Source organism: Geodermatophilus sabuli, assembly GCF_900215145.1.
Taxonomy (GTDB): Bacteria; Actinomycetota; Actinomycetes; order Mycobacteriales; family Geodermatophilaceae; genus Geodermatophilus; species Geodermatophilus sabuli.
Genome location: NZ_OBDO01000003.1, coordinates 268,373 through 294,489, shown reverse-complemented (window position 1 = coordinate 294,489; position 26,117 = coordinate 268,373). Strand labels below are relative to the sequence as shown.

30 protein-coding genes are annotated in these 26,117 nt (G+C 71.7%); 19 read left to right on the top strand and 11 right to left on the bottom strand.

Features of this window, described 5'->3' with window-relative positions:
• The first annotated feature begins 74 nt into the window (after positions 1-74).
• Positions 75-1,418, top strand: coding sequence for a GntP family permease (locus tag CRP39_RS09515; protein WP_097206130.1), 1,344 nt, complete (start codon positions 75-77; stop codon positions 1,416-1,418).
• Between the two features lie 234 nt (positions 1,419-1,652).
• Here CRP39_RS09515 and chrA read toward each other — a convergent pair whose 3' ends face one another.
• From chrA to CRP39_RS09495, 4 genes are all read right to left on the bottom strand, one after another.
• Positions 1,653-3,098, bottom strand: coding sequence for a chromate efflux transporter (gene chrA, locus CRP39_RS09510; RefSeq protein WP_097206129.1), 1,446 nt, complete (start codon positions 3,096-3,098; stop codon positions 1,653-1,655).
• Between the two features lie 82 nt (positions 3,099-3,180).
• On the bottom strand, positions 3,181-3,438 hold the full coding sequence (locus CRP39_RS26365; protein ID WP_143426598.1) for a hypothetical protein: 258 nt from the start codon (positions 3,436-3,438) through the stop codon (positions 3,181-3,183).
• Positions 3,439-3,457: 19 nt separating this feature from the next.
• Entirely contained in the window at positions 3,458-3,889 is a 432-nt protein-coding gene (locus tag CRP39_RS09500; RefSeq protein WP_097206127.1) for a chromate resistance protein ChrB domain-containing protein, read from the bottom strand.
• On the bottom strand, positions 3,886-4,404 hold the full coding sequence (locus CRP39_RS09495; RefSeq protein WP_097206126.1) for a Chromate resistance protein ChrB: 519 nt from the start codon (positions 4,402-4,404) through the stop codon (positions 3,886-3,888). The genes CRP39_RS09500 and CRP39_RS09495 overlap by 4 nt, the downstream gene beginning before the upstream one ends.
• A gap of 187 nt (positions 4,405-4,591) precedes the next feature.
• Here CRP39_RS09495 and CRP39_RS09490 point away from each other — a divergent pair, with 187 nt between their 5' ends.
• The gene (locus CRP39_RS09490; protein ID WP_097206125.1) at positions 4,592-5,230 is read left to right on the top strand and encodes a cysteine hydrolase family protein; all 639 of its coding nucleotides are present in this window, start codon (positions 4,592-4,594) and stop codon (positions 5,228-5,230) included.
• A gap of 304 nt (positions 5,231-5,534) precedes the next feature.
• Here the strand turns inward: CRP39_RS09490 and CRP39_RS09485 are convergent, their stop codons facing one another.
• Entirely contained in the window at positions 5,535-5,948 is a 414-nt protein-coding gene (locus CRP39_RS09485) for a VOC family protein (protein ID WP_216359673.1), read from the bottom strand.
• A gap of 647 nt (positions 5,949-6,595) precedes the next feature.
• Between CRP39_RS09485 and CRP39_RS09475 the strand changes: the two genes are divergently transcribed.
• Complete coding sequence (locus tag CRP39_RS09475) at positions 6,596-7,780, top strand: heparan-alpha-glucosaminide N-acetyltransferase domain-containing protein (RefSeq protein WP_097206122.1); 1,185 nt, start codon at positions 6,596-6,598, stop codon at positions 7,778-7,780.
• A 108-nt stretch (positions 7,781-7,888) separates the two neighbouring features.
• On the opposite strand, the gene CRP39_RS09470 is transcribed toward CRP39_RS09475, so the two are convergent.
• From CRP39_RS09470 to CRP39_RS09460, 3 genes are all read right to left on the bottom strand, one after another.
• Positions 7,889-8,119 (bottom strand): hypothetical protein, encoded by a 231-nt coding sequence (locus CRP39_RS09470; RefSeq protein WP_097206121.1) that lies wholly within the window; start codon positions 8,117-8,119, stop codon positions 7,889-7,891.
• Positions 8,120-8,226: 107 nt separating this feature from the next.
• Positions 8,227-8,622: a cation diffusion facilitator family transporter gene (locus CRP39_RS09465; RefSeq protein ID WP_097206120.1), complete on the bottom strand. Its 396-nt coding sequence runs from the start codon at positions 8,620-8,622 to the stop codon at positions 8,227-8,229.
• A gap of 50 nt (positions 8,623-8,672) precedes the next feature.
• Positions 8,673-10,019: a sensor histidine kinase gene (locus CRP39_RS09460; RefSeq protein WP_097206305.1), complete on the bottom strand. Its 1,347-nt coding sequence runs from the start codon at positions 10,017-10,019 to the stop codon at positions 8,673-8,675.
• A gap of 235 nt (positions 10,020-10,254) precedes the next feature.
• On the opposite strand from CRP39_RS09460, the gene CRP39_RS09455 reads away from it, so the two are divergent.
• Together CRP39_RS09455 and CRP39_RS09450 are read left to right on the top strand one after the other, a co-directional pair.
• Positions 10,255-10,824 (top strand): heparan-alpha-glucosaminide N-acetyltransferase domain-containing protein, encoded by a 570-nt coding sequence (locus CRP39_RS09455; protein WP_097206119.1) that lies wholly within the window; start codon positions 10,255-10,257, stop codon positions 10,822-10,824.
• 27 nt (positions 10,825-10,851) lie between these two features.
• Entirely contained in the window at positions 10,852-11,487 is a 636-nt protein-coding gene (locus CRP39_RS09450; protein ID WP_143426596.1) for a DUF418 domain-containing protein, read from the top strand.
• A gap of 469 nt (positions 11,488-11,956) precedes the next feature.
• On the opposite strand, the gene CRP39_RS28330 is transcribed toward CRP39_RS09450, so the two are convergent.
• The 3 genes from CRP39_RS28330 to CRP39_RS09435 form a co-directional block, all read right to left on the bottom strand.
• On the bottom strand, positions 11,957-12,127 hold the full coding sequence (locus CRP39_RS28330; RefSeq protein WP_172442365.1) for a hypothetical protein: 171 nt from the start codon (positions 12,125-12,127) through the stop codon (positions 11,957-11,959).
• 22 nt (positions 12,128-12,149) lie between these two features.
• Entirely contained in the window at positions 12,150-12,518 is a 369-nt protein-coding gene (locus CRP39_RS28325; RefSeq protein ID WP_097206116.1) for a (2Fe-2S)-binding protein, read from the bottom strand.
• 210 nt (positions 12,519-12,728) lie between these two features.
• The gene (locus CRP39_RS09435) at positions 12,729-13,247 is read right to left on the bottom strand and encodes a MarR family winged helix-turn-helix transcriptional regulator (RefSeq protein WP_097206115.1); all 519 of its coding nucleotides are present in this window, start codon (positions 13,245-13,247) and stop codon (positions 12,729-12,731) included.
• 118 nt (positions 13,248-13,365) lie between these two features.
• Here CRP39_RS09435 and CRP39_RS09430 point away from each other — a divergent pair, with 118 nt between their 5' ends.
• From CRP39_RS09430 to CRP39_RS09365, 14 genes are all read left to right on the top strand, one after another.
• Positions 13,366-14,496 (top strand): FAD-dependent monooxygenase, encoded by a 1,131-nt coding sequence (locus CRP39_RS09430; protein ID WP_097206114.1) that lies wholly within the window; start codon positions 13,366-13,368, stop codon positions 14,494-14,496.
• 120 nt (positions 14,497-14,616) lie between these two features.
• Positions 14,617-14,889: a hypothetical protein gene (locus CRP39_RS09425; RefSeq protein ID WP_097206113.1), complete on the top strand. Its 273-nt coding sequence runs from the start codon at positions 14,617-14,619 to the stop codon at positions 14,887-14,889.
• A gap of 365 nt (positions 14,890-15,254) precedes the next feature.
• Entirely contained in the window at positions 15,255-16,046 is a 792-nt protein-coding gene (locus CRP39_RS09420) for an ABC transporter permease (RefSeq protein WP_216359672.1), read from the top strand.
• Positions 16,043-16,960 carry an ABC transporter permease gene (locus CRP39_RS09415; protein WP_216359671.1) on the top strand — a complete coding sequence of 306 codons (918 nt, stop codon included), beginning with the start codon at positions 16,043-16,045 and terminating at the stop codon, positions 16,958-16,960. Before CRP39_RS09420 ends, CRP39_RS09415 begins: the two co-directional genes overlap by 4 nt.
• The gene (locus tag CRP39_RS09410) at positions 16,953-17,750 is read left to right on the top strand and encodes an ABC transporter ATP-binding protein (protein ID WP_097206111.1); all 798 of its coding nucleotides are present in this window, start codon (positions 16,953-16,955) and stop codon (positions 17,748-17,750) included. The genes CRP39_RS09415 and CRP39_RS09410 overlap by 8 nt, the downstream gene beginning before the upstream one ends.
• Positions 17,751-17,856: 106 nt before the next feature.
• Positions 17,857-18,846 (top strand): ABC transporter substrate-binding protein, encoded by a 990-nt coding sequence (locus tag CRP39_RS09405; protein WP_097206110.1) that lies wholly within the window; start codon positions 17,857-17,859, stop codon positions 18,844-18,846.
• 8 nt (positions 18,847-18,854) lie between these two features.
• Positions 18,855-19,730 carry an aspartate dehydrogenase domain-containing protein gene (locus CRP39_RS09400; protein ID WP_097206109.1) on the top strand — a complete coding sequence of 292 codons (876 nt, stop codon included), beginning with the start codon at positions 18,855-18,857 and terminating at the stop codon, positions 19,728-19,730.
• A gap of 110 nt (positions 19,731-19,840) precedes the next feature.
• Positions 19,841-21,409 (top strand): aldehyde dehydrogenase, encoded by a 1,569-nt coding sequence (locus tag CRP39_RS09395; protein WP_097206108.1) that lies wholly within the window; start codon positions 19,841-19,843, stop codon positions 21,407-21,409.
• On the top strand, positions 21,406-21,777 hold the full coding sequence (locus CRP39_RS09390) for a RidA family protein (RefSeq protein WP_097206107.1): 372 nt from the start codon (positions 21,406-21,408) through the stop codon (positions 21,775-21,777). The genes CRP39_RS09395 and CRP39_RS09390 overlap by 4 nt, the downstream gene beginning before the upstream one ends.
• 82 nt (positions 21,778-21,859) lie before the next feature.
• On the top strand, positions 21,860-22,399 hold the full coding sequence (locus CRP39_RS09385; RefSeq protein WP_097206106.1) for a cupin domain-containing protein: 540 nt from the start codon (positions 21,860-21,862) through the stop codon (positions 22,397-22,399).
• Between the two features lie 44 nt (positions 22,400-22,443).
• Positions 22,444-23,415 (top strand): PDR/VanB family oxidoreductase, encoded by a 972-nt coding sequence (locus CRP39_RS09380; RefSeq protein WP_097206105.1) that lies wholly within the window; start codon positions 22,444-22,446, stop codon positions 23,413-23,415.
• A 47-nt stretch (positions 23,416-23,462) separates the two neighbouring features.
• On the top strand, positions 23,463-24,461 hold the full coding sequence (locus tag CRP39_RS09375) for a VOC family protein (RefSeq protein WP_097206104.1): 999 nt from the start codon (positions 23,463-23,465) through the stop codon (positions 24,459-24,461).
• A 2-nt stretch (positions 24,462-24,463) separates the two neighbouring features.
• Positions 24,464-25,267, top strand: coding sequence for an alpha/beta fold hydrolase (locus CRP39_RS09370; RefSeq protein WP_097206103.1), 804 nt, complete (start codon positions 24,464-24,466; stop codon positions 25,265-25,267).
• Positions 25,264-26,007 carry an SDR family oxidoreductase gene (locus tag CRP39_RS09365; protein ID WP_097206102.1) on the top strand — a complete coding sequence of 248 codons (744 nt, stop codon included), beginning with the start codon at positions 25,264-25,266 and terminating at the stop codon, positions 26,005-26,007. Before CRP39_RS09370 ends, CRP39_RS09365 begins: the two co-directional genes overlap by 4 nt.
• Positions 26,008-26,117 lie beyond the last annotated feature (110 nt).

Sequence of the window (26,117 nt, the reverse complement as noted above, 5' to 3'; positions counted from 1 at the left end):
AGTGCCAAGGTGTGGGATCGACGTGGCGACGGTGCCGGTGACCTCGCCACTCCTCGTATCGGGAGGGGCCCGTCATGGTCGTGATCCACACCGCGATCGCCATCGCCGTCATCGTTCTGCTCATCATCAAGGTCAAGGTCGACCCGGTGATCTCGCTGATCATCGGGTCGCTCTACCTCGGCCTCGCGACCGGTGTCGGCTTCGCGGCGACGCTGACGGCGATCGCCACCGGTTTCGGCGAGATCATGGGCGAGGTCGGCCTGCTCATCGGCTTCGGCGTCCTCATCGGGGCGATGCTCCATGCGATAGGCGCCTTCCGGAAGATGGTGACGACGCTGGTGAACCGTGTCGGCGCGCACCGGCTCCCGTACGCGATGACCGCTGCCATGTCGATGATCTTCCCGTCGATCTACGTGGACGTGCAGATCGTGCTGGCCTCTCCGGTGGCGCGTTCGACCGCGCCGTTCATCGGCCGGACCGGCTTGCCGCACATGTCCGGTGCGCTCGGGACCGGGATCTTCGCCGGCTACGTCTTCGTGATCCCGGGACTGGCCGCGGTCTCCATCGCGGGCCTGCTCGAGATCCCACTCGGTACCTGGCTGCTCTACGGCCTCGTGCTGGGGCCGCTGACCGCGATCGTGACGACGTTGATCTTCCGCTTGTTCCTGCGCGGCCGGTACTGGAACGTGGCCCGGGACGAGCACGTCGACGAGGCCATGGTCGAACAGGAGACCACGGAGCTGGTCAAGGACGACAGCGCGACGCCCCCGCTGTTCGTCTGCCTGCTCCCCATCCTGGTGCCGCTGGTGATGATCGCGTTCGGTGCCTTCGCCCAGCTGCTGGGGTTCTCCAACGACGTCATCGCCTTCATCGGCGACGCCAACTTCGCGCTCTTCGTCGGTTTGGTCGGTGCCTACGTGCTGTGCCGGCGCACACTGGGCTCGGAGGGCACGGACACGGCGATGAGCGAGGGCTTCCACACCACCGGCGGCATCCTGCTCATCACCGGCATCGGCGGGTCCCTGGGTGCCGTGATCGGGGAGACCGGGCTCGACACGATCCTGGCCGACCTCTTCACGGCCGACGCCGGGGCACCGGTCATCCTCAGCATCGTGCTCGCCTGGGTCATCGCGGCGGTGCTGCACCTGGCGATCGGGTCGGTGTCGGTGGCGGCCATCACCGCCGCCGGGATCATCGGCCCGGTGCTCGGGTCGATCGACGTCTCGCCGATCGTCATCGGCCTCGCCATCGCCTCGGGCGCGATGTTCGCGCTCCAGGTCAACAGCAACTTCTTCTGGATGTACAAGTCGCTGCTGGGGCTGTCGACGCAGGGCACCTTCAAGACCCTGACGATGGTCACCTCCGTCGCCTCGGTGGTCTCGCTGCCGATGGTCATGGCGGTGGCGCTCATCGCCTAGGTCGGCGGCCGGCCGCGGCGCGGCTGGAGTACCGAACGCACCGGCTGTCCTGCCCGATCGTCCGCGACACCCTCGCGGCGGCCCACAGGTGCCGCCCGAACGACACCCGGCCTGGGTAGAGGGCGAGATCGACTCCTGCAGCTGGAGCCTCGCCTGGCCGACCGGGGCTGCGCCGCACACGGGAGCGGGCACGGTGGTGCAGTCGGCGACCAGGGCCGCGAGGGTTGATCGGGGTCAGGTGAGGGGCAGGCCGGCCAGGCCGGCGGCGAGGCCGAGCAGCGCGCACGCGCCGAGGGTGCGCAGCACCGACCACTTGACCCGGAACAGCAGGACCGCGGCCACCAGCGCGATGACCAGGGGCACGAGCCGCAGCGTGGTGAGGTCGGGCAGCTCGAACGCCAGCGGGCCGCGGTCGACGGCGACCGTGTCGGAGAAGAGCGTGTGGACGGCGAAGTAGACGCCGAGGTTGGCGATGACGCCGACCACCGCCGCGGTGATCCCGCTCAGCGCCGCCGACAGCGACCGGTTGCCGCGCAGCCGCTCCATGAACGGCGCTCCGAGCAGCACGAACAGGAAGCTGGGCACGAACGTCACCCAGGTGACCAGCAGTGAGGCGAGGGCGGCGGCGACCCACGGGTCGAGGTCGCCGGGGTTGCGGTAGGCGCCGAGGAACGCGACGAACTGCACCACCATGATCAGCGGGCCGGGCGTGGTCTCGGCCAGCGCCAGGCCGCGGACCATCTCGCGCGGTCCCAGCCAGCCGTAGACCTCGACGGCCTGCTGGGCGACGTAGGCCAGCACCGCGTAGGCGCCGCCGAAGGTGACCACGGCCGCGCCGGAGAAGAAGAGGCCCTGCTGGGTGAAGACGCTGCCCGCGCCGGTCAGCAGGGCGACCGCCACGATCGGCAGACCCCAGACGAGCAGGCCGACGAGCAGCACCGTGAGGGTCCGGCGTGCGGTGGGGGACTCGTGGTGCAGGACGTCGTCGGAGATCACCGGCGACGGGCCGGCGTCGGGCCCCTCGGCGGCCTTCTTGCGGGGCAGCGCGGACGGCCGCCACCGGCCGAGCGCCCAGCCGGCGACGCCGGCGAGGGCGACGACGACGGGGAACGGCACGCCGAACAGCGCCAGCGCGAGGAACGAGGCCACCGCGAGGACGACGAGGGCGCGGCTGTCCAACGCCTTCTTGGCCACGCGGATCACGGCCTGCACGACGATCGCGAGCACGGCCGCGGCCAGCCCGGCGAAGACCGCGGTGACCGCGGTCGTCGTGCCGTAGGCGACGTAGATCGCCGACAGCACCAGCAGCGCCACCACGCCGGGCAGGACGAACAGGCCGCCGGCGACGAGCCCGCCGCGGGTGCCGTGCAGCAGCCAGCCGACGTAGGTGGCCAGCTGCTGCGCCTCCGGGCCGGGCAGCAGGGTGCAGTAGTTCAGGGCGTGCAGGAACCGGCGCTGGCCGATCCACCGCTTCTCGTCGACCAGGGCGCGCTGCATGACCGCGATCTGGCCGGCCGGGCCGCCGAAGGTCTGCAGCGAGATGAGGAACCAGGTCCGCACCGCGGTGCGGAAGGGGATGACGGCCTGCTCCTGCGGCCGGGCTGGCTCCGGTACGGCAGCCGGCCCCTGCGTCGGGGCGGGCGGCGCGGTGTCCTGCGGCTGGGGGGACTCGCGGGTCATGGACGTCCTCGTCGGTCGGATGCGGGCACGCAGCGCAGCGGGGCGCGCGGGGTGGGACGAGCTGGACCGGTGGGGCGGGTGCTCAACGGGAGGGCGGACAGGAGCCTTCGTCCCGGTCGGTGGCCGCGTCGGGGTCCTCGGGCAGCAGCAGCCCGAGACACAGCAGCAGCGCGCCGAGGCCGAGGGTGTAGCCGGCGAAGACCGGGCCGGGGTCGAGGCCGACCGCGGCGGCCAGGCCGATGCCGAGGACGACGCCGCCGACGAGCTGGACGTAGGCGCGCATCCGGCTGCGGTGCACGTGCAGGGTGATGGAGAAGCCGTGGTCGGCGGTGCTGCGCATGGGGGTCCTCCGCGGTGGGTCAGGCCGGCTCGCGGCCGAGGAGCAGGCGGCGGCGGTGGAACTCGTAGAGCCCGTCGAAGACCGGCCCCGAGACGGCCAGGGTGTGGGCGTCGTCGCCGGTCATCGACAGCCCGCGCAGCACCACGTCCAGGCCCGGCGCCTCCGGGGCGTCGAAACGCGCGTCGTCGAGGTCGGCCTCGTGCACGATCTCCGCGAGCCGCCACAGCACCGGGTCGGTGAGCTCGTACCGGCGCAGGATCGTCTCGAACGAGCAGTCCCCGCCGTGGTGGCCCAGCTCGACACCGCGCATGTCGAACGGGGTGGCGTCGGCCGGGACCTCGTTGCGGTCGGTGACGAACACGAACTCGGCGTCCGGGTCGAGGAAGCGGCGGATCAGCCAGGCGCAGGCGGCGCGGTCGATGTGCACCCCCGCCCGGGTCGCCCACCTCACGGCGCGACCTCCGACACCGCCACGGTCTCCACTGCGGCGACGGCGGCCAGCTGGCGCAGCGCGGCCGCGGCGACCTCCCGCTCCGGCGGGGGGAAGAAGTCGCGGCGGTTGATCGCCCGCCACTCGCCCCGCAGGCGGCGCAGCGTCCTGGTCCGGTCGGTCGGGTCCGTGCCGGCGGCAGCTCGGCAGGCGCCGGCGAGGTCCCGGTACTCCGCCGCACGGGCGGCGGCCATCCCCGTGGCCAGCTCACGCTCCTGCGCCACCGTGGCCGGCCGGGCGACCCACAGCCCCGCCGTCCCGTCGGCGGCGAGGACGTCGTCGGCCAGCCACTCGAGCGCCTCACGCGTGCGGGAGTCGGCCGGCAGGGCCACGAGGCCGTCGGACAGTTGGGCGACGCCGAGTCGCTTCAGCCGCCGCCACAGGGTCGTCCGCGGCCCCGACGGCTCGCGCGGCAGCCGGTACGAGAGCAGCACCCACTCGCCGGTCTCGGCTCGGCGGGGTGGCGACGTGGACACGCGGAAACGCAACCATGGTTGCAGCAGTACGTCCAGACGAGCGCCGCGCGATCGCGCCGCCCCGCCGAGTGCCGACGTCGAGGACCCGAGGCGCTGAGAGCAGGCCAGTGCCATCACCTGCACGGGCGGGTACACACGGCGGTCCACAGCCGTAGCCGCAGCCTCTGCCGACTGACACGCTTCCGGCATGCATCAGGCGTCAGGCATGGCGGTCCCGGACACGGTCGCGGAGATGTGCCGCCCTCGGACCACCGCGGTCCTGGTCTACGACGCACAGGCCGGCATCCTCGCTCACGTCCGTGACCGCGACCGGCTCGTACAGCAGATCGGCGCGGTCCTGCAGGCCGCTCGAGCTGCCGGCGTCGCCGTGCTGTACGTCCGGCACGTGTCACTGCCGCTCTCGCACATGGGTGTGGCCGCGCTGCGGACCGCCATGGCCTGGCAACGGAAGAGCCGGCCGGACGAGGTCACACAGGCCTTCCCGCCGGACGCCCCGCAGACGCAGATCGTCGAGGAGTTGGCCCCGTCGGCCGGTGAGCCGGTGTTCGACAAGCTTGGGATGTCGGCACTCGTCGGCACCCCGGTCGAGGCAGTGCTGCGTGATCGCGGGGTGACGACGGTGGTGCTGGTCGGCGCCGTTCTGGAGATCGGGATCGAACCGACCGCGCGGCACGCCGCGGACCTCGGGTTCCTACCCGTGGTGGTCGAGGAGGCCTGCGGCGTCGTGGACGCCGAGGCGGCTCAACGGTCGATCGCCAGCCTGGACTACAGCCTGCTCAGCTACCGATGCAGCACCGAGGACGTGCTCCACGCATTCGAGCAGTGACTCGGTAGGCACGCGGCGCGAGTCGTGGTGCAGGTCGGCCTCAGACGCTGGCGTCCAGCGCAGTCCGCGGCGGTCCGTGGAGACAGCCGGGAGCGCTGTGCCAGGCGCGAGGCGGCACCGAGATCAGTCGTCTTCGCTGGTGGGACGCCTGGCGCGACTGGGCTGCACCCGTGTCGGCTCGCCCGGTCGAGCCGAGCAGTGCCCTGGGCGGTACCGGTGGAGCCGCACTTCCTGCTCGACGGGCCGCGGACCTACTCGCTGCGCAGGCACCCCGTCCCGCCGCGCGTGACCGCCTGACCGCCGATCAGTCGATTCGCTGGGCCAAGTTCACGATGAACCCCTCGGGTCCTCGCACAGACGCCATGCGCCAGATGCCTTCGTACTGACCGACACCACCGACCAGGTGGTAGCCGTCCGCGGTGAGCCGGTCGAGGATCGCCTGGAGGTCGTCCACCTCGAAGGTCACGTTGCGCAACCCCAGTTCGTTCGGCATGGGGTCGGGCGAACCGGGTTCGTGGTCGGGGTGGAGGAAGCGCGACAGTTCCAGCCCGGTTCCTCCGCCGGGCGGCCGCAGCACGACGACCTCGGTACGGCAGTGCGGGATGCCGACGACGGTGTCCAGGAAGTCGCCTTCCAGAACCGTCCGGCCCTCGGTCTCGAAGCCCAGTTCGACGAAGAAGTCCGTCACCGTGTCGAGATCCCTGACGGTGATGCCCACGTGGTCGAAGCGCCGGATGGGCGACATGGCGTACGTCCTCCTGTGTTCGTCCGTCAGGTGCAGGTTCTCATTCGGGTGCTCCTCCGCGTACCGCAGGTCCGGCGCGTGCTGGGGTCCCGCGCTTGCCTGGAGCGTTGACACCGCAGCGCGACGAGGACGGTGGCGCCGCGGCGCAGGAGCGGCGGTCGGGCCTGCATCTGGACCTTCTCCCACACGGCGGTCTGGGCCTTCGAACGCGCCGGGACGACCGCGTTCAGGAACGGAGCGAGGTGCCACGGCAGGCGAGGACTCCTGTGGACGACCTCCGTCGACATGCGTGACCGGGCGGCCGGGACGTGCACGTCACCTCTGCCACCGGGCGTGATGCTGCTGTTCAGGGCGCCGGCATCACGGTCGGGACGACTCCCGCAGTTGTCGACCGGCCTGGTCGAGCACGCGAGGTGAAGGCCCGTCGTCCTGTGTCCGAGACAGGTCGACCCACGAGGAGAGGCAAGAAGTCGGCCAGGGAAGAGCAAGAACTCGGCAAACGACGTCCGGATTCGTGTCCGACCTCTCCCTGTCCAGGAAGAGGGCGACGGTCGCCGTCGCGCATGGAGGACTCGCCCCGCCCTTCCCCGCTTGCTCCGACCTGACCCGAGGACCACTCAATGCCTCTGCTCACCCGACCCGACGGCGTGACCGCCACACCCTCCGGCCCGGTGGCCCGCCGAACTCCCGAGGGGCAACGACAGCTCCGGCGGCCCGGCCGGGTGGTCGGGCTCGACATGGCCCGGGCCCTGGCGGTGTTCGGCATGGTGGGCGCGCACTTCGGTGCGGTGCCCGCCGATGTGGGTGTCTCGCCGTCGAGCTGGCTGGGGATCGTCCACGGCCGGTCCTCCATCCTCTTCGCGGTGCTCGCCGGGGTGTCGGTGGCGCTGCTGACCGGCCGGACTGCCGCGCCGGCCGGTGAGGACCTGGTCCGCGCCCGGATCCGGCTGCTGGTTCGGGCGGCGTGGGCGTTCGGCATCGGTGCGACGCTGGAGGCGCTCGGCACCGACATCGACGTGATCCTGGGCGTCTACGCGATCCTGTTCCTCCTGGTGCTGCCGTTCCTGCGCTGGTCGCCGCGCCGACTGCTGCTCGCGGCGGCCGTGCTGGCGGTCCTGACGCCCCCACTGGCGCTGCTCCTGACGGTGTGGGCGCAAGCCACCGGGCTCGAGGAGTCCCCCTTCGTGCTGCTGATGCTCAACGGCCCCTACCCGGCCTTGATCTGGTGGACCTTCATCCTGGTCGGCATGGCCGTTGGCCGCTCCGACCTGAGCTCACCGCGGCTGCGGGCACGGCTGCTGTCCGCCGGCGCGACGCTGGCCGTACTCGGTTACACCACCGGCTGGATGACGTCCGGGTGGTGGGGGCAGGCGGCATCGACGCAGGACTGGGTCGACGGCGAGATCGACTCCCGCAGCTGGAGCCTCACCTGGCTGACCGGGGCTGCGCCACACAGCGGCACGACCTGCGAGATCGTGGGATCGGCCGGTGTCGCACTGGTCGTCATCGCGGTGTGCCTCGTCGTCGCCGAGCGGCTGCCGACGACGACCTTCCCGTTGGTGTCGGTCGGCGCGATGGCGCTGACGACCTACACCAGCCACGTCTTCGCGCCTGCCGTGCTCGACTGGGACGTCGAGGGCGTTGCGACCTGGATGGCGTTCATCGGGGTGATCGTCGTGCTCGCCACCGGTTGGCACCTGGTCGTCGGCCAGGGCCCGCTGGAGAAGCTGCTCTCCAGCAGCTCCCACAGGGCGGCAGCGTTGGCCGTCCGGCACCGGGCGTCCCGGCCGCAGCCGTCGTCCTGACCAGAGCGTCGCCGCGGACGGACACAGGGGCAGACGGCTCGCCCATCCACCGGTCGGAAGGACGCCTCCGGTGACGCGGCGTCCGAACGCTGACGGCCGTTGCCGCGTTCAGCTGTCGGGCCGACTGCCTGCCCCGCCCACTCCGTCGAAACGAGTGGCGTGCGATCCCTCGCCGCGCGGTGGACGCTCGTGATCTCGCGGGCTGGGCCCGACCTGCCCGCGGCGCCGGACTCCGCGGGCCACCAGCCACACGACCGCGGTCAGCAGGTACGCGGCGACCAGGACGCCGACGCCGACGACGACGACCCCGAGGGCGACGAGGGTGACGAACTCGGTCACGGCGTTCTCCGAGCGGGCGACGGCAGGGGCGGCGACGTGTGCTCGTCAGCATGCGCTCGGCCGCCGCGGAGCTCCACGCCCACCCGCACCGCGCGTCGGCCTCGGCGTCAGGGGGCCGCTGCGTGCCGGGTGGCCGGGTAGGCGTGGATTGTCGCGGAGCTGAGCTTCGGAACGGCATGCGTCAACCGGTGCTCGGCGTCATGGGCCAGGGTGTGCGCGTCGGCGATGCTCACCGCGCCGTCGATCTCGAGATCGGCCTCGGCGTGCAGGACGTGCCCGATCCACCGCATCCGCACCCCGCGGATGCCGGTCACTCCCGGCGTGTCCAACAGTGACCGCTCGGCGCGGTCGATCAACTCCGGATCGACGGCGTCCATCAGCCGGCGGTACACGTCACGGCCGGCAGTGCGGAGCACCGCCAGGATCGCCACCGTGATCACCAGACCCACGACCGGGTCGGCCAGCGGGAACCCGGCCGCGACCCCGCCGGCGCCGACGAGCACAGACGCGCTGACTCCCGAGCAGTCGTCCGCCGGACCTTCACACCTCGGACCTACCCCTGCAGGATCTCGGCGGAGCCCGCCGGCTCGTCCGGTGAATCGGCGGCCGCGGGCAGGAGCAGGGTGAACACCGGTGGGGACACATGCGTCAGGTGGAGCCGACCGTGCTCGGCCTCGGCGAGGCGGCGGGCCAGGGCGAGGCCGATGCCGTGCCCGTCGCGGCGGTCGGCCCGCCGGGCGAACACCATCCCGGCCGGTTCGGACAACCCCGGCCCCTCGTCGCAGACGTCCACGGCCACCGCGCCGCTGCCCTCCCGTGCGGCCACGGTGACCGTGCCGGCGCCGTGCGCCGTCGCGTTGTCGACGAGCACGGCGAGCACCTGCCGGACCGCGGCGGGCGAGGCGAGCGGGTCGGGCGTCCCCTGGTCCACCCGCAGCACGAGGTCGCGGCCGGTCAGCGCCAGCCGCGCCTCCCACTCGGGGGCGAGCTCCCCGAGCAGGGCGCCCAGGTCGATCCGGCTAGCGTGACCGGCCTGCCCGGCCCGGGCGAGCAGCAGCAGCTCGTCGATGATCGCCTCCAGGCGGTCGGCGTCGGCGAGGCTCGCGGCGATCGCCGGCCGGGGGTCCGCGTCGGCCTGCTCCAGCGCGGCCTCCAGGCGCAGCCGCAGACCGGCCAGCGGTGTGCGCAGCTGGTGGGAGGCGTCGGCGGAGAACGCGCGCTCACGGGTGATCAGGTCGTCGAGGCGGGCGGCGGTGCTGTCCAGGGCGACGCCGACGGAGTCGATCTCGGGAATGCCCCCCGGGCGGCTGCGCACGCTGAAGTCGCCGTCCCCGAGCCGTCGGGCGCTCTCCTCCAGGTCCTCCAGGGGCTGCGCCAGCCGGCGGGCCTGTCGCCGCCCCACCAGCCACGCGACGGTCACCGCCACCGTGGCGAGCCCGGCCATCCCGGTCCAGGTGACGGCCAGCTCGCCGTACACGTCCGCGCGGGACTCGGACACGAGGACGGCACCGATGATGTCCTCGCCATGCGTGACCGGCGCGGCGGCGAACAGGAGGTCGTCGTCGGCGCCGGCCTTGATGTCGCCGTCCAGCGCACCGGCCAGGACGTCCTCGTCTCGAACGGGTGCGGTCCCGGCCAGCCGGTCCCCGTCCTCGTCGAACACGGCGGCGGTGATGTCCTCACCGTCGTCCCCGACATCGGTCAGGTCGTCGGGGTCGACGGCCGCGCCGGCCTCCACGTCGTCGGCCACGGTGATCGCGACGTCGTTGGCCACCCGCAGCAGGTGCCCGCGCTCCTGCCCGACCAGGTGCCGGAACACCGCGATCCCCAGCGGCACGGCGAACAGGACCGTGGCCACGACGGAGGCCAGCACGGCCAGGGCGATGATCCGAGTGCGCACGAACACCGGCTCCGTTCAGCGGCCGCGGAAGGGGTGCGGCTCCCCCGCGAGCCAGGATGAGGTGCCCCGGCAACGCTGTCACCCCATTCCGGTGCAGTACATGTCAGGCAGATCGTCGCCCCGGAATCGCCGCCGCTCAGCCGTGGGTAAGAAGTTGGTAAAGCGGAGCAAGAAGTTGGCAAAGCGTCGGGCGACTGGCATTGCCCTGTTCGGACTCTGCTTACCGTGCCCGGCCATGAGCTCCGCCCTCGCCATCGCGCCGTCACGGAGTCCGGGTCGCTCGGCCCATGAGTCCGGCCGGATCGTCGGCCTCGATGTCGCCCGCGCCCTGGCGGTCTTCGGCATGTTCGGCGCACACGTCGGCGTTGTCACCACCGACGTCGGGAGAACGCCCTCGAGTTGGGCGGGCGTGGTCAACGGTCGGTCGTCGATCCTGTTCGCCGTCCTCGCCGGCATCTCGGTGGCCCTGCTGTCCGGACGCACCGTGCCGATCACCGGCGACGACCTGGTCCGTGCCCGGATCCGGATCCTCGTCCGGGCGGCTTGGCTGTTCGCCATCGGCGGCGTCCTCGAGGCGCTGGGCACCGACATCGACGTCATCCTCGGCGTGTACGCCCTCCTGTTCGTGCTCGCCCTGCCGTTCCTCCGATGGCCGCCCGGCCGGCTCCTCCTGCTGGCCGGTGCTCTCGCGCTGGTCACCCCTCCGATCGACCTCCTGCTGGCCCAGTTCTCCGAGGCCAACGACGCCTACGAGGCCCCGTTCGTCTGGCTGGCGGTGACCGGTTCCTACCCGGCGCTGATCTGATGGACGTTCATCCTCGTCGGGCTCGCCGTGGGCCGCTGCGACCTCACCGCCGCCCGGATGCGGTTGAGAATGGCGGCCGCCGGCGCGGGCCTGGCCGCCCTCGGCTATGGCGGCGGCTGGCTCACCACCCAGTGGTGGGCCGCAGGGCAACCGATCGAGGGGCCGGAGGGTTTCTCCTCGCGCCCCGATCAGTGGGACCCGGTCTGGCTCATCGGTGCCACCCCGCACAGCGGCACCCCGTTCGAGATCGTCGGCTCGGTCGGCGTCGCCCTGGTCGTCATCGCGGCGTGCCTGGTGCTGGCCGACTGCCTGCCGCGTGCAACCGCGCCCTTCGCAGCGGTCGGGTCGATGGCCCTCACCGCCTACGTCGGCGGCATCGTCGCCATGTGGGTCACCGGCACCCTCGACTACGACACCAACCGGCCCTGGCTGGTCTACGTCCTGATCACCACCGCCGCCGCCACACTGTGGCGGCTGTTCCTCGGCCGGGGCCCCCTGGAACGCCTGGTGACGTGGAGTTCCCTGCAAGCAGCCAGCGGTAGGGGGTCTCCGGAACGACGCGGACGGAGCCCAGCCCACACAGCCCCTGAGCTGCCCCGCGAGTCGGTTGAGTTCGCCAACGTGCAAGGGGATGCACGGTGTCCAGCGCGTCCGAAGACGTGAATGGAACAACTGTCGCTCGGTCGGAAGGTGGTGGTGAGAGTGAGCCTGCTGACGCTTGCCTTCGTGGTGGTGCTAGCAAGCCTGCTCCTGGTTCTCGGGTTCATGTACTGGCGGGAGAGCAGGCGGCCGGAGGCCCGCCGCCGACGGCAACCCGACGTCACGCAGCGGTCCGATCAACCGGCGCTCGGCGACCAGGCGGGTCGAGGAGGTCCGCCGCCACCTGCCTGACCCGGTAGCCGACCGGATCGGCGACTCGGAGCCACGTGCGGCCGGCGGCCGTGACCTGTGCCCCGCGGCGATCGCCTTCGCGGCGGCCCGCAGGTGCCGACTTCACTGAAGGACGACTGGAGACTGCGTCTGCGCTTCACGCTTCGGCCCCGCCCCGGCGGTCGTGGATCGAGGCCAGCAGGCCTTGCTGGTCGTACAGGGACGCGGCGGAGCCTGTCCTCGGGGTGCCGCCGACGAGGAGTCAGGCTCGCTGCGCGGGATCATGGGTGTCCTCGTAGTCGGCTTCTTCGATCCGCTCACCCACGAAGAACGTCGGGTAGATCTCCATCCCGATCCGGTCCATCCACGCTCGGGTACCCGCCTCCGGCGACGCCAGGAAGGCCTTCGCGTCCTCGAGGCTGGCCAACTCCATCACCATCATGACCTCGTTGGGATCATCCGAGCCGCGGTAGACCCAGTGGCGGGTGACCCCGTGCCGCCGCCGCCTCTCCGTTCCCCGGGCCAACTCGGTCTGCCACAGGTCGTAGTCCGGTACGGGGAAGATGGACACCAGGTAGACCATCGCTGCTCGTTCCCTCTGTCGTGGTGGGTGCTGCCGCCTCGCTCTCGCATTCCTGTGGGAGCCTCCCCCTGCCGCGAGGCCCGTGCTCGACGTCGAGCAGGGCCCGGACGTGGACCACGCACTTGCCGCAGTCCCGGCTCGCTCCGCATGCCTCGGCCACCTGCTTGACCGTGCGGGCGCCCTCGGCGATGGCCGCTCGCACGTCAGTGCTGCTGACGGCGCGGCAGATGCAGACGAACATCAGCGCACCTCCGCGGTCGCGGTGCAGCGGCGGGGTCGCCGCCCGGCCCTTCCCAGCACGCAGCCGGACGCTACTCACGCCGACCGTGCCTCGCTACGGACCAGCCGAGGGCGTTCGGCCCCATCCCCAGGCCACGTGGTCACACGAGTGCACCGGCCCTGTCGACGTCACCGGGTGACACATCCGTCGCTGAGGAGTGCACGCGTCGGCTCAGGCGTCGCCGGCGTCCGCGACCGAGTGGGTGAGTGTGCGCAACAGATCCGCCAACTGCATCCGCTCGTCGACCGCGAGTCCGGCGAGCAGTCGGTTCTCCAGGGCCACGTGCTCCTCGTAGAGCGCGTCGATCCGCGCCAGACCGGCTGGCGTCAGCTCGGCGTACACGACCCGCCGGTCCTCGTCCGACCGGACCCGGCGCACCAGGCCGTCGGCCTCCAGTCGGTCGATGCGCAACGTCGTGGCGGCTGACGTGAGCAGGGTGGCCTCGGCGAGCTCCCCGGTCGTGCGGCGGTGCGGGGGATCGGCGCGGCGCAACTGGGACAGCAGGTCGAACGCGGCCGAGTTGATGCCGTGCTGGTTGTGCAGGCGGCGGACCGCGGCCCGCCGCATCAGGTCCAGCCGGGCGATCCGGCCGAACACGCCGATGCTGGCCGGGTCGACGTCGGGCCGGACCGCCGCCCACCGGTCGACGACGTCGTCGACCTCGTCCGCCCGGTGGGCCTCGCCGGCCATGTCGCCTCCCCAGGGTCTCGCATCGAGAGCTTGCCTCCACTGTACGTAAGAGCTAAGAATATAAGAACTTACACATCTACCGGCGGCCACGTCGCCGGAGCGCATCGAGGGGTTCTCCATGAGCGCACCGCAGGTTGTCGGGATCGTCGGGGGAGGAGTCGGCGGGACGTGTGCGGCCATCGCGCTGCGCCAACTCGGGCGGGAGGTCGTCGTCTTCGAGCAGGCCGCCCGCCTCGGACGGGTCGGCGCGGACATCAACCTCACGCCCAACGCCGTGCTCGCGCTCGACGGGCTGGGGGTGGGGGAGGCGCTGCGCGCGACGGCCGCGCGGCCCTCGCACCGGATCAGTCGCACGTGGGACACCGGCGAGGAGACCTCGCGCCTGGAGATGGGGTCCGCCGCCGAGGAGCGCTACGGATCGCCGCAGCTCACCATCCACCGCGCCGATCTGCTCGACGCGCTCGTCGGCGCCCTGCCGGCGGGGTCCCTCCGTCTCGGGTGCGAGCTCGCGGCCCTGCGTGAAGACGGCGACCGCACCGTGCTCGAGTTCGTCGACGGCAGCTCCGAGACCGTCGACGTGCTCGTCGGCGCTGACGGCATCCACTCCCTCGTGCGGGAGGCTCTGTGGGGTCCCGAGCAGCCGGAGTTCACCGGGGTCGTCGCCTATCGCGCTGTCGTTCCCGCGGCGCGGCTCGACGTGCCCAACCTCGGGGCGTTCACCAAGTGGTGGGGGCCTGACTCGGCGACCCAGATCGTCACGTTCCCGCTCAACCGGGGGAGGGACGTCTTCGTCTTCGCCACCCGCCCGCAGGAGTCGTGGCGGGAGGAGTCGTGGACCTCGCCGGGGGACGTCGAGGAGCTCCGGCGCGCCTACGCCACGTTCCACCCGGAGGCGCGGGCGCTGCTGGACGCCTGCGGCTCGGTCATGAAGTCCGCGCTGTACGTCCGCGACCCGCTGCCGCGCTGGTCGATCGGGTCCCGGACGCTGCTGGGCGACGCCTGCCACCCGATGATGCCGTTCATGGCGCAGGGCGCCGGGATGGCGATAGAGGACGCCGTCGTCCTGGCGCGGTCGCTGGCCGCGCACCGTCCTGGGGACGCCGCCGCGGGGCTGCAGACCTATGAGCGGGCGCGGCAGGCGCGCACCGCGGACGTGCAGATCGGCTCTCGTGGCAACGACTGGCTGCGCACCGCCGGCAACGCAGACTGGGTCTACGCGTATGACGCCTGGACCGTGCCGCTCGGCTGATCCGAGCTGCCGGACGAACCCGCGCTGGGGCTCGTTCTCGTCGGCGCCGCGCTGCACCTGTCCGGGGACAGTGGGGGAGATGCAACCCTCGGCGCGGGCGCCGCCATGCGGTTGGGTGGGATGCCGGTGGGGGACCTGCTCGTCGTCTTCGCGGTCCTGGCCCCGGCCATCGCCGCAGCCTGCTCCGGCGGGCTGGCGTTGCAGACGTCCAGGGGCGCACGCCGTCGAGTCGCGACGTCCGTCATCACGACGCTGGGGCTGGTGCTGGGCGTCCTGGCGTTCCACCGCGTGCTGGTCGACTGGCTGGCTCTCCTCGCCGAGATCGGCCCACCGATCGCCGTGTCCTTTCGGTTCGAAGCCGCCCGGCAGCGCCGGGGACTCCCGCCCGGCTGATCCCCACAGGGATCTGGCTGCCTCCGGCGATCGCCGGCGGAGTGCTCATGGCGACCGGCGTTCCGGCGGCCCGCTGCTGGCGCTCACGGCCGCTCTCGTCGTCGCCGGCGTGTGGGGACCGGCCGGACGACGAACCGCGCTCGTGGCTGCCGGCCCGGGCGCGCTGGCGGATCCAGGGAACGTCCGGGGGCTCTGACGTGGGCGCGGCGCTCACGGTCGGTGGGCTCGTGTTGGCCCCTGGTTAATAACCAAGAATCTTTGCGCTCAACTATTGACTACTCGCGGAATTGCCCGGGACTATCTCTCCACGGATGTGGCCCACACCACTGTGGCGCGCACCACCACCACCAGGAGGGAGAACCCGGGTGAAACTCCTGCACGAGCCGCTCAGCGGTCGATCGCAGGCGGTCCTCGGCATCGTCGGTACGGTCGGCGCCGCGGCAGTCTGGGAGGGGGTCATCCGGTCGGGCCTCCTCGACGTGCCTGGCCTGCCGCTCCCCAGTGGCGTCATCGCCGGAGTCGCCGACCTGGTGCCGGACGGCACCTTCTGGGACCAGGTCCTCTTCACTCTGGGCGAGTGGATGCTCGGGCTGGTGATCGCCACCGTCGCCGGCGTGCTGGTCGGCGGCCTGATGGGTGCCTTCAGCAGCGTCTTCCTCGCCCTCGAGTGGCCGGTGGAGGCGTTCCGCGTCCTGCCTTCGGTCGCTGTCGGGCCGATCCTGGTGCTGCTCATCGGCCAGGGGATGTTGCCGCTGTCCCTCACCGTGGCGCTGTCCTGCGTCTGGCCCATCCTGCTCAACACGATGTACGGCGTCCGGGCCACCGACACCACAGCGGTGATGACCGCCAAGACCTTCGGCAACGGCGAGCTGGCGGTGCTGCGCAAGGTCAAGATCCCCAGCGCTCTGCCGTTCGCCTTCACGGGGGTGCGGATCGCTGCCTCGATCGGCCTGCTGGTCGCCGTCAGCGCCGAGCTGCTGATCGGGGGCGGGAACGGCATCGGCGGCTACATCCTCGAGAACAGCGCCAACGCCACCAACCTCGACCTCGTCTATGCCGCCACGCTGGTGGCCGGCCTGCTCGGAGTCCTGGTCAACCTCGTGATGGCCAAGCTCGACGACGTCGTGTTCGGCTGGAAGAAGGGGCTGGCCCAGTGACGACCCAGCAGCACAGCACCGATCAGCCGCACGTCCCGCTCAGCGCCCCCGAGTCCGAGGCGGTCGAGGAGCGCGACGCTCAGCCGGCCCCGTCGACCCGCCGGGAGCGGGCCGGCCTCTCCTGGCCGGTCAAGGTCGCCCTGCGGCTGGTGGTGCCCGCGGCCATCCTGCTCGTCTGGTGGCTGGTGTCGACCTCGCAGCGGATGGGTCTGTACGTCGTCGACCCGCTCACGGCGTTCGACCGCTTCGTCACCGACTTCCTGTCCGCCGACCCCTCGCGCTTCTTCCTCGGCGACGCGACCTACGACCACCTGTTCCCCAGCGTGGGCCGGGCTCTGGCCGGCCTGGCGATCGCCATCGTCGTCGGGGTCGTCGTCGGGATCGTCCTGGGCATCTCGCCGGTGCTCACCGGGCTGTTCCAGCCGATGGTCCACCTCGGGCGCTCCCTGCCGTCACCGGCGCTGCTCGGCGTCTTCTTCTTCATGTTCGGCACGGGCGACTTGCCGAAGATCTTCCTGATCGCCTTCAGCATCGTGTGGCCGATCCTGCTCAACACGATCGACGGCGTCAGCTCGATCGGTCAGGTGCGTGCGCAAGCGGCGCAGGTCTTCCGCATCCCCGGCAGGGACGTGCTGTTCCACATCGTCCTGCCCGGCGCCGCACCGAAGATCTTCGCCGGGATCCGGACGTCCCTGTCCCTGTCCCTCATCCTCATGATCATCTCGGAGCTGCAGAAGTCCGAGAACGGCCTGGGCTACCAGCTGATCCAGTCACAGCGGAACTTCGACTACGCCGGCTTCTGGTCCGTGCTGATCGTGCTGGTGATCCTCGGCGTGGCCTTCAACCTCATCTTCAAGTTCGTCGAGCGACGCGCGCTCGCCTGGCACCGAGGAGCGACCCAGCAGAATGACTGAGACCAGCGCGGCTACGGCCGGTACGAGCGCCGAGCTCCTGCTCGACGCAGTCTCCAAGAGCTACGGGGACAACCTCGCGGTGCGCAGCATCAGCGCCGAGGTGCCCGCCTCCAAGATCAGCGTCATCGTCGGCCCGTCCGGCTGTGGCAAGTCGACCCTGCTGCGGATCATCTCCGGGCTGGACAACCCCACCTCGGGACAGGTCCGGTTCGAGGGCGACCCCGTCGACGGGGTGCCCGAGGGGCTGGCGATGGTCTTCCAGGACTACTCGCGGTCGCTCTACCCGTGGATGCGCGTGGACAAGAACGTGGAGTTCCCGATCAAGCACCTGCCCGCGAAGGAGCGGGCGGAGCGGGTGCGCTTCGCGATCGAGGAGGTCGGGCTCACCCACAAGGAGAAGCTCTACCCCTGGCAGATGTCGGGCGGCATGCAGCAGCGCGTCGCCATCGCGCGTGCGCTGGCCTCCCATCCCAAGCTGCTCCTGATGGACGAGCCCTACGCCTCGGTCGACGCGCAGACCCGTGCCGACCTCGAGGACCTGCTCATGCGGATCCAGGCCGAGCTCGGCATCACCGTCCTGGTGGTCACGCACGACATCGACGAGAGCGTCTACCTGGCCGATCGGATCATCGTGCTGTCCTCGCCGCCCAGCGTCGTCGCCGAGGTCATCGACGTGGACCTTCCGCGGCCCCGGGATCACATCGCCACCAAGACCGACCAGCGGTTCGTGGAGATCCGCAGCCACGTCACCCGGCTGCTCCGGAGCAAGGAGCCGGCGGCCACCGCCTGATCCGCAGCCGGGGGACCAGCCGAGTCCGCCCACGGACGGTGCGGGTCCGTCCCGGTCGCGCGCTCGAACCGCTCACTGCTCAATTTCTGACTCCGGAGGTAACGACATGAAACTTCGTGGTGCGATCGCGGGTGCGACGGCGCTCGCCGTGCTGGGTCTGGCCGCGTGCGGCTCGGACGACGACAGCGCTGCCGGCGGCAGCGGCGGCTCGGCGGACGGGGGGCTCGAGACCACCGAGATCACCGTCGGTGCACTGCCGCTGGCCGACTACTCCGCCCTGTACTGGGCGCAGGAGAAGGGCTTCTTCGAGAAGGAGGGGCTCACGGTGACCCTCGAACCGGTGCAGGGTGGCCCGCAGGCCGCCCAGAGCGTGGCCGCCGGTGAGCTGGACGTGAGCTTCTCCAACACCATCTCGACGTCGATCGCCACGCAGCGGGGACTGCCGATCAAGACGGTCGTGCTCACCAGCGCCCTGGGGCCGGGCGGCCTGTCGGTCTACGTCAAGCCCGACTCGCCGATCCAGACCCTGGAGGACCTCGACGGCGCGACGGTCGGCATCAACGCCACCAACAACATCGGTGACGTCACCCTGCGGAACCTCCTCAACTCGGAGGGCCTGGAGGACGTCGAGCCCACCTTCGTCGAGGTGCCCTTCCCCGAGATGGCCGCTGGTGTCGAGGCCGGGTCGATCGACGCCGGCTACTCGCCGGAGCCCTTCTCCTCGGCCGCCCTCGCCGCTGGGATGCGGGAGGTCGTCGACCTGACCGACCCGGCGGGGCCGAACGTCGGGCTCGCGGTCTCGAACTTCATCGCCAGCGACCAGTACATCCAGGAGAACCCGAACACGGTCGCTGCGTTCGCCCGGGCGATGTACGCCGCCGGCCAGGACATCGAGGCCAACGAGGGTGAGTTCCGCGCCTGGCTGCCGAGCATCGCCAAGCTGCCCGAGGACGTCGCGCAGAACATGGCGCTGCCGGACTTCCTGCCCGAGACCGACGTGGACGAGATCCAGCGGGTCGTCGACGTCCTCGTCGAGCAGGAGCTGCTCGAGGAGGGCTACGACCCGGCCGAGTTCACGTACGTCCCAGAGGGCTGAGCGACCGGATGACGCACACCCCTGCCGATGACCTGGCCGGGATCCCCGGTCCGGCCGGCTCCGCGCACCCCGGCCCCCGCGCCGGTGGTCCGGGGGCCGGGCCCCGGGTGGCCGTACTGGGCTACGGGGCCATCGGCAGGGTCGTGGCCCGAGAACTCCTCGCGGGAGCGGTGCACGGCGCCACCCTGGTGTGCGTCGTCAACCGTTCGCCCGTGCCGGACCCGCCCGTGCCGCAGCTGTCCCTGACGGAGGCCATCGAGATCGCCGACGTCGTCGTGGAGTGCGCCGGCTCGGCCGCCCTGCTCGAGGCGATCCAGCCGGTGCTCTCCGCGGGCCTCGACCTGGTCGTGAGCTCCGTCGCGGGTCTGCTGCACCCGCGGCTGGCCGGCCGGCTGGACACGCTGGGGCCCGGCCGCCTGCGCTGTACCCACGGGGCGCTGGGCGGGCTCGATCTGCTCGCGTCCGCGGCCGCCGTGGGCGGCCTGGACCGGGCGGTCCTGCGGACCACCAAGAAGCCGATCGCCCTCATCCAGCCCTGGATGGACGAGCAGGAGGCGCGCCGGGTCCGGGGGGCGGGGGAGGACGTGCTCGTCTTCGCCGGCCCCCCGGCCGAGGCGGCCCGTCTGTTCCCCCAGTCGCTGAACGTGGCCGCTGCCCTCTCGCTCGCCGTCGGCGATCCCGACGTCGTCCGCGTGGAGCTGCACGCCGATCCCGCGGCCGATCTCACCACCCACCGCATCGAGGCGTCGGGACCGCAGGGCTCCTACGTCTTCGAGGTCCAGAACCGCCCGAGCCCGGACAACCCGCGCACCAGCGCGGTGGTGCCCTACTCGATCCTGCGCACGCTCAGCGGGCTGACCGCCCGGCCTCCGCTCATCGCCTGAAGTCGTCCGGTCCCACCCCTTGACCGTGTCGGGGGCCACACCTACATTCAAAGAGACATCTGAGCGCTAAGAAGATGAGTACTCAGATGAACGCCAGCAGAGGAGACACCATGACCGACCGGCTGGAACTCCGGCGGGACCTGCCCAACGCTGCCGCCACCACGCGGTCCTGCTCCCAGACGGACCTGCAGGCGTCGCTCCGGGACGAGATCCCCGTGGCTGGTCGCTGGCAGCGGGGGAGTGGCGACCTGATCGAGTCGGTCGACCCGGCCACCGGCAAGGTCTTCGCCACGCTCCACGGCGCCACGGTCGGCGACGTCGACCGCGCGGTCCGCGGCGGGTTGCAGGCCGCCGCCGAGTCGGGGTGGACGGCGATGCTGCCGCACGAGCGAGCCCGCGTCCTGTACCGCATCGGCGAGGCGCTGGAGCGCGATGCCGACACCGTCTCCGCGCTCCAGACGCTCGACACGGGCAAGACCCGCAGCGAGACGAAGGCGCTGTGCCTGAGCGCGGCCAACACCTTCCGTTACATGGCGTCGGCGCTGGAGACGATGGTCGGCGACGTCACCCCCTCCCGCGGCCCGTACCTGACACTCGCCACCTGGGAGCCGATGGGAGTCGTCGGCGCGATCACCCCCTGGAACTCCCCGATCGCCAGCGACGCCCAGAAGATCGCCCCCGCGCTGGCCGCCGGCAACGCCGTCGTCTCCAAGCCGCCCGTCTGGGCGCCCTGGGTGACGCTGCACCTGGCCCGCCTCGCGGAGGAGGCCGGACTGCCCGCCGGCCTGCTGTCGGTGCTCCCCGGCCCCGGCCGCACCGTGGGGGAGGCGCTGGTGGCCCACCCCGAGATCGGCAAGATCAGCTTCACCGGCGGCACGACCACCGGCAAGCACCTCGGCGAGGTGGCAGCTCGCAAGGTCATGCCGGTCACCCTCGAACTCGGGGGCAAGTCGCCCACGATCGTCTTCCCCGACGCCGACCTCGACCAGGCCGTGGCCGGGGTGGTCTACGGGATCTTCTCCTCGACCGGCCAGAGCTGCATCGCCGGCTCCCGGGTGTTCGTGCACCGGGATGTCGAGGAGGAGTTCGTGGCCCGGCTCGTCGCCGCCACCCAGCGCCTCGTGGTCGGCCCCGGGGACGACCCCCGCACGCACGTCGGGCCGATGATCACGCATTCCCACCGGGACGGCGTGGCCCGGATGGTCGACGCGGCCGTCGCCGCCGGCGCCACCGTCCTCACCGGCGGCCGGGCCCCTGAGGACGAGAGCCTGGCCGACGGGGCGTACTACCTGCCGACCATCCTCACCGGCGTCGTCAACGAGGACCGGATCTGCCAGGAGGAGGTCTTCGGTCCGGTCGCGGTGCTGCTGACCTTCGACGACGAGGACGACCTGGTCGCCCGGGCCAACGACACCGTCTACGGCCTCGCCGCCGGTATCTGGACCCGCGACTTCCCCCGCGCCTGGCGGATCGCCCGCGCCGTCAAGGCCGGGACGGTCTGGGTGAACACCTACAAGCAGTTCAGCATCTCGACCCCGTTCACCGGGCTCAAGGAGAGCGGCATCGGCCTGGAGAAGGGCCGCGACGGGATCCGCTCGTACATGCACCAGAAGTCCGTCTACGTCGACATCAGCGGCCGTCCCATCGCGTGGGGCGCCCCGGGAGGGTTCGAGCGATGAGCACGAGCACACAGATCAGCGGCGCACACCCCTACAGCCCGGCCTTCGCCGTCGGCGACCTGGCGTTCGTGTCGGGCGCGCTCTCGGTGGACACCGACGGCGTCGCCGTCCCCGGCCGCACCGAGGCCCTCGAGGCCGCGACCGCCCGCCTCGCCGAGCGGTTGGCCACGGTGGGCATGGGCCTGGAGGACGTCGTCAAGACGACGTACTTCGTCACCGACGTCAGCCTCCGCGCGGAGGCCAACGTGCACTACCAGCAGGTGTTCGCCGAGCCCCGGCCGGCACGCAGCTTCGTCGAGGTGGCGGGGCTGCCCTACGGGGCCACCGTCGAGATCGAGGCGATCGCCCACCGCGGCCGCGCCCACTGAGGGCCCCGCACGCCGACCCACCGAGCTCCCCCACCACGACGCACGGGACGACACCGAGTCCCGGCAGAACAGGAGAACCGCAGTGACCACGGAGAAGACCACCGAGCAGACGACCACGGCGCAGGGCAGCGACCTCGAGTCGCTCATCGACTCGTGCATCGCCAGCGCCGACAGCCGGTACGAGGACTGGGACACCCTCGGCTTCCAGGCGGAGAAGGGCGGCGACCGCTTCAAGCGCGCCCAGATCCGCTACATCGGTTCCGGCGCCACCGGGGACCACTCGGCCGACAGCCGGACCCTGCCGGCGGAGCACTTCACCTTCTCCAACATGCGGCTGCCCGCCGGCGCGGTCGGTCCGGAGCACACCCACCACGACGTGGAGGAGGTCTTCTACGTCCTGGAGGGCACGCTCGAGGTGTCGGTGCACGACGTCGAGGACGGCACCAAGAAGGCGACCCGCAGGCTGGGCTACCGGGACCTGATCCGCGTGCCGGCCGGAGTGCCCCGCTCCCTGGAGAACGTCGGTGACACCGACGCGCTGATGTGCGTGATCATCGGCACCCAGAAGCCGCAGCTGCCGACCTACCCGCCCACGTCGGAGATGTACGGCGTCACCCGCTGAGCCGGACCGCCACCATCCACAGGCACTGAACCAGGAGTCCGAGCATGGAGAGGAACCTCGCGGGCGAGGCCGGTCAGCACGTGCTGCGTGTCCAGCGGAAGGCCTGGGAGGCCGACGGGATCACGAGCGTGACGCTGGTCGACCCGTCCGGTGCGCCGCTGCCGACCTGGAAGCCCGGGGCGCACGTCGCCCTGCACCTGCCGAACGGCCTCGTCCGCGAGTACTCGCTGTGCTCGGACCCGTATGACTCGACGCAGTGGACCGTGGCCGTGCTGCACACCGCCGACTCCCGGGGCGGGAGCGCCTACATCCACGAGTCGCTGCCGGTGGGAGCGCACATCCCGGTGGACGGCCCACGGAACGCGTTCCACCTCGACGAAGGACCCAAGCACTTCCTCATCGCCGGCGGGATCGGGATCACCCCGATCCTGCCGATGGTCCGGGAGCTCCAGGCCCGGGGAGCGGAGTGGTCGCTGCTCTACACCGGGCGCAGCCGGCAGACGATGGCCTTCCTCCCGGCGGTGGAGCAACTGCCGCGGGAACGGCTCCACGTCCACGTCGACGAGGAGAACGGCCGGTACCCCGATCTCAAGGCCATCCTGCACAGCCAGGACCCACGCACGCTGGTGTACTGCTGCGGCCCGACGGCACTGATGGACGCGGTCGCCGAGGGCATGGAGGACCCGAGCCTCCTGCGGCTCGAGCGCTTCAAGGCCCCCGAGCGTGCCCTTCCTCCGGGCGAGACCGACCAGGCCTTCGACGTGGTCCTCCACTCCTCGGGCGAGCGCATCGCCGTCGGACCCGACGAGTCCGTGCTCGACGCGCTGGAGGCCGCCGGCGTCCCGGTCGAGTCCTCCTGCACGGAGGGGATCTGCGGCACCTGCGAGACCAAGGTCATCAGCGGCGACGTCGACCATCGCGACTTCCTGCTCACGCCGGAGGAGCACGAGGCCGCCGGAACGATGATGGTCTGCGTCTCCCGTTGCCGCGGTCGCGAGCTCGTCCTCGACCTATGACCGCCGGTGTGGCGCAACCCGCCGCCCATCCCGAACGAGGAGAAGCCATGCACTACGCCGACACACCCGTGGTCCGGCTCCGTGGTCTGCGCTCGGTCACCCTGGGGGTGCCCGACCCGGTCACCTCGAAGGACTTCTACAACGAGGTCTGGGGGCTCGGCCTCACCGAGGCCGACACCGACCGGTTCTGGCTGCGCGGCACCAGCGAGGAGCACCACATCCTCAAGCTGGAGAGCGCCGCGCAGAACTCACTGGGCGGGGTCACCTTCGCCGTCGCCACCCCGCGGGAGATCGATGACGCCGCCCGCGCACTGGAGCGCCTCGGCATCCCGCTGCTGCGTGAACCCGGTCGCTCCGACGACGCCGCCGGTGGCTACAGCATGGCGCTGGTGGACCCCGAGGGGCGGGTCGTGGAGTTGGCGGCCGACGTGCACGCCGTCGTGCGGCGGGACGAGGGCGGCTACGAGGCGCTGCCGCGCAAGCTGGCGCACGTCGTCCTCAACACCGTCGACATCGACCGGGCCACCGCCTTCTACACGCAGGTGCTCGGCATGCGGCTGTCCGACTGGTCGGAGCACCAGATGTCGTTCCTGCGGTGCAACCCCGAGCACCACGTGATCGCCTTCAACCAGGCCCCGTGGGCCTCGGTCAACCACGTCGCCTACGAGATGACGTCGGTCGACCACTTCATGAGGGGCATCGGCAGCCTCAAGGTGCACGGCATCAGCCCACAGTGGGGCCCGGGGCGGCACGGGCCGGGGGACAACACGTTCTCCTACTACACCGACCCGGCGCAGCTGGTCTGCGAGTACACCTCCGAGGTGATCCAGGTCGACGAGGACGCATGGCTGTGCCGGACCTGGAAGCGGACGCCGGAGCTGTCCGACCAGTGGCGCACCGCCGGCCCACCGACGACCACGGTCCGCTCGGCGATGGCCGGCATCCCGGACCCCGGGGCGCGGGGGCTCGTCGACGTCAAGCCCGAGTACTTCCTGCCCGTCGAGGCGGACAACGGGGCGGGACTCGGCGTCGGGGTCGAGGCCTAGACATGGCGGTCTCGTCGTCCTCAGCCACGCGCCGCCACGTCGCCGGCGGCCTGTCCCTCACCGACGAGGGGGAGGGGCCTGCCGTGCTGCTGCTCCACGGCATCGGCGGCAACGCGCGCTCCTGCACGGCCCTCGGCTCCGTCCTCGCCGGACGAGGGGTGCGCGCCCTGGCCTGGGACGCACCCGGGTACGGGGAGTCCGCCGACCCGGCCGGCGCCGACGACGTCGACCACGTCGCCCGGGTGCTCGCCGTCCTCGACGAGCTGGACCTGGACCGGGTCGACCTGGTGGGCACCTCCTGGGGCGGGGTCGTCGCCACAGTGGTCGCCGCCCGGCACCCGGACCGCGTGCGCACGCTCGTGCTGGCCGACTCCACCCGGGGCTCGGGGACCAGCCCGGCCAAGGCCGCGACCATGCGGGCACGCGTCGCCGACCTCGTCGCGCAGGGACCGGAGGCGTTCGCCGCAGCCCGGGCTCCGAAGCTGGTGGCGCCGGGCTGCGACCCCGCCGTCGCGGAGGCCGTCCGTGCCGAGATGGCCCGGGTGCGGCCGGCCGGTTACGAGGGGGCCGCGGAGTTCATGGCGGCCACCGACACCAGTTCCCTACTGCCGTCGATCACCGTCCCGACGCTGGTGCTGGTCGGCGAGCACGACACGGTCACCGGCGTCGAGGAGTCCCGACTGCTGGCCGACCGCATCCCCGGAGCTCGGTTCGTCCTGGTCCCGGACGCCGGACACGCAGCGGTCACCGAGCGGCCGGCCGAGGTGGCCGCCGCGGTGCTCGACTTCTGGAGGACCGTCGCATGACCCGCCTCAGCGTCGTCACGGGTGCCGCCCGCGGGCTGGGCCGGGTCATCGCCGAGACCCTCCTCGCCGAGGGGGACCGGCTGCTGCTGGCCGACATCCGCGGTGAGCTGCTGGAGAAGACCGCCGCCGAGCTCCGCGCCGAAGGGCACGACGTCACCGCCGTGGAGGTCGACATCGCCGAGCCCGACTCGGTGTACGCATTGGCCGAGGCCGCCGCGGGACTGGGCGGCGTGGACGCGCTGGTCAACAACGCGGCACTGGCCGACGGCGTCGGTGGAGACACCTTCTGGGAGCTCGACGCCCAGGCCTTCGCCCGGGTGATGACCGTCAACGCTCTCGGCACCTGGCAGGTGTCCGCCCGGTTGGTGCCCCAGATGCTGGCCAAGGGGAAGGGGGCGGTGGTCAACGTCGCCTCCGACACGGCGATCTACGGCTCCCCGCGCCTGGTCCACTACGTGGGCTCGAAGGGTGCCGTCATGTCGATGACCCGCACCATGGCCCGCGACGCCGGTCCGCACGGGATCCGGGTGAACGCCGTTGCACCGGGCCTGATCAGGGTCGAGGCGACCGAGACCGTGCCGCCCGAGCGGTACCAGCTCTACGCCGACAACCGGGTGCTGCCGCGCGAGCAGACCCCGCAGGACGTCGCCGATCTCGTCGCCTACCTGCTGTCGGACCGAGCCGGGTTCATCACCGGACAGGTCGTGGCCGTCGACGGCGGCTTCGTGATGCCCCAGTGAGCGGACAGGGGCGGAAGCCCGACAGCGAGGAACGAGCGAGGAGCGGAGCGCCCCGCGGGAGCGAACCAGACAGCGCAGTGACCGTGCGAGCGAACTCATCGAAGTGCAAG

Bases quoted from the DNA above. Each gene is read 5' to 3' on its own strand.
- CRP39_RS26365 (WP_143426598.1), bottom strand. From the start codon at position 3,438: ATGCGCAGCACCGCCGACCACGGCTTCTCCATCACCCTGCACGTGCAC.
- CRP39_RS09370 (WP_097206103.1), top strand. From the start codon at position 24,464: ATGGCGGTCTCGTCGTCCTCAGCCACGCGCCGCCACGTCGCCGGCGGC.
- CRP39_RS28330 (WP_172442365.1), bottom strand. From the start codon at position 12,127: ATGGAGTTGGCCAGCCTCGAGGACGCGAAGGCCTTCCTGGCGTCGCCG.
- CRP39_RS09400 (WP_097206109.1), top strand. From the start codon at position 18,855: ATGACGCACACCCCTGCCGATGACCTGGCCGGGATCCCCGGTCCGGCC.
- CRP39_RS09395 (WP_097206108.1), top strand. From the start codon at position 19,841: ATGACCGACCGGCTGGAACTCCGGCGGGACCTGCCCAACGCTGCCGCC.
- CRP39_RS28325 (WP_097206116.1), bottom strand. From the start codon at position 12,518: ATGTTCGTCTGCATCTGCCGCGCCGTCAGCAGCACTGACGTGCGAGCG.
- CRP39_RS09405 (WP_097206110.1), top strand. From the start codon at position 17,857: ATGAAACTTCGTGGTGCGATCGCGGGTGCGACGGCGCTCGCCGTGCTG.
- CRP39_RS09490 (WP_097206125.1), top strand. From the start codon at position 4,592: ATGCATCAGGCGTCAGGCATGGCGGTCCCGGACACGGTCGCGGAGATG.
- CRP39_RS09435 (WP_097206115.1), bottom strand. From the start codon at position 13,247: ATGGCCGGCGAGGCCCACCGGGCGGACGAGGTCGACGACGTCGTCGAC.
- CRP39_RS09425 (WP_097206113.1), top strand. From the start codon at position 14,617: ATGCCGGTGGGGGACCTGCTCGTCGTCTTCGCGGTCCTGGCCCCGGCC.
- chrA (WP_097206129.1), bottom strand. From the start codon at position 3,098: ATGACCCGCGAGTCCCCCCAGCCGCAGGACACCGCGCCGCCCGCCCCG.
- CRP39_RS09475 (WP_097206122.1), top strand. From the start codon at position 6,596: ATGCCTCTGCTCACCCGACCCGACGGCGTGACCGCCACACCCTCCGGC.
- CRP39_RS09380 (WP_097206105.1), top strand. From the start codon at position 22,444: ATGGAGAGGAACCTCGCGGGCGAGGCCGGTCAGCACGTGCTGCGTGTC.
- CRP39_RS09375 (WP_097206104.1), top strand. From the start codon at position 23,463: ATGCACTACGCCGACACACCCGTGGTCCGGCTCCGTGGTCTGCGCTCG.
- CRP39_RS09455 (WP_097206119.1), top strand. From the start codon at position 10,255: ATGAGCTCCGCCCTCGCCATCGCGCCGTCACGGAGTCCGGGTCGCTCG.
- CRP39_RS09515 (WP_097206130.1), top strand. From the start codon at position 75: ATGGTCGTGATCCACACCGCGATCGCCATCGCCGTCATCGTTCTGCTC.
- CRP39_RS09410 (WP_097206111.1), top strand. From the start codon at position 16,953: ATGACTGAGACCAGCGCGGCTACGGCCGGTACGAGCGCCGAGCTCCTG.
- CRP39_RS09390 (WP_097206107.1), top strand. From the start codon at position 21,406: ATGAGCACGAGCACACAGATCAGCGGCGCACACCCCTACAGCCCGGCC.
- CRP39_RS09365 (WP_097206102.1), top strand. From the start codon at position 25,264: ATGACCCGCCTCAGCGTCGTCACGGGTGCCGCCCGCGGGCTGGGCCGG.
- CRP39_RS09430 (WP_097206114.1), top strand. From the start codon at position 13,366: ATGAGCGCACCGCAGGTTGTCGGGATCGTCGGGGGAGGAGTCGGCGGG.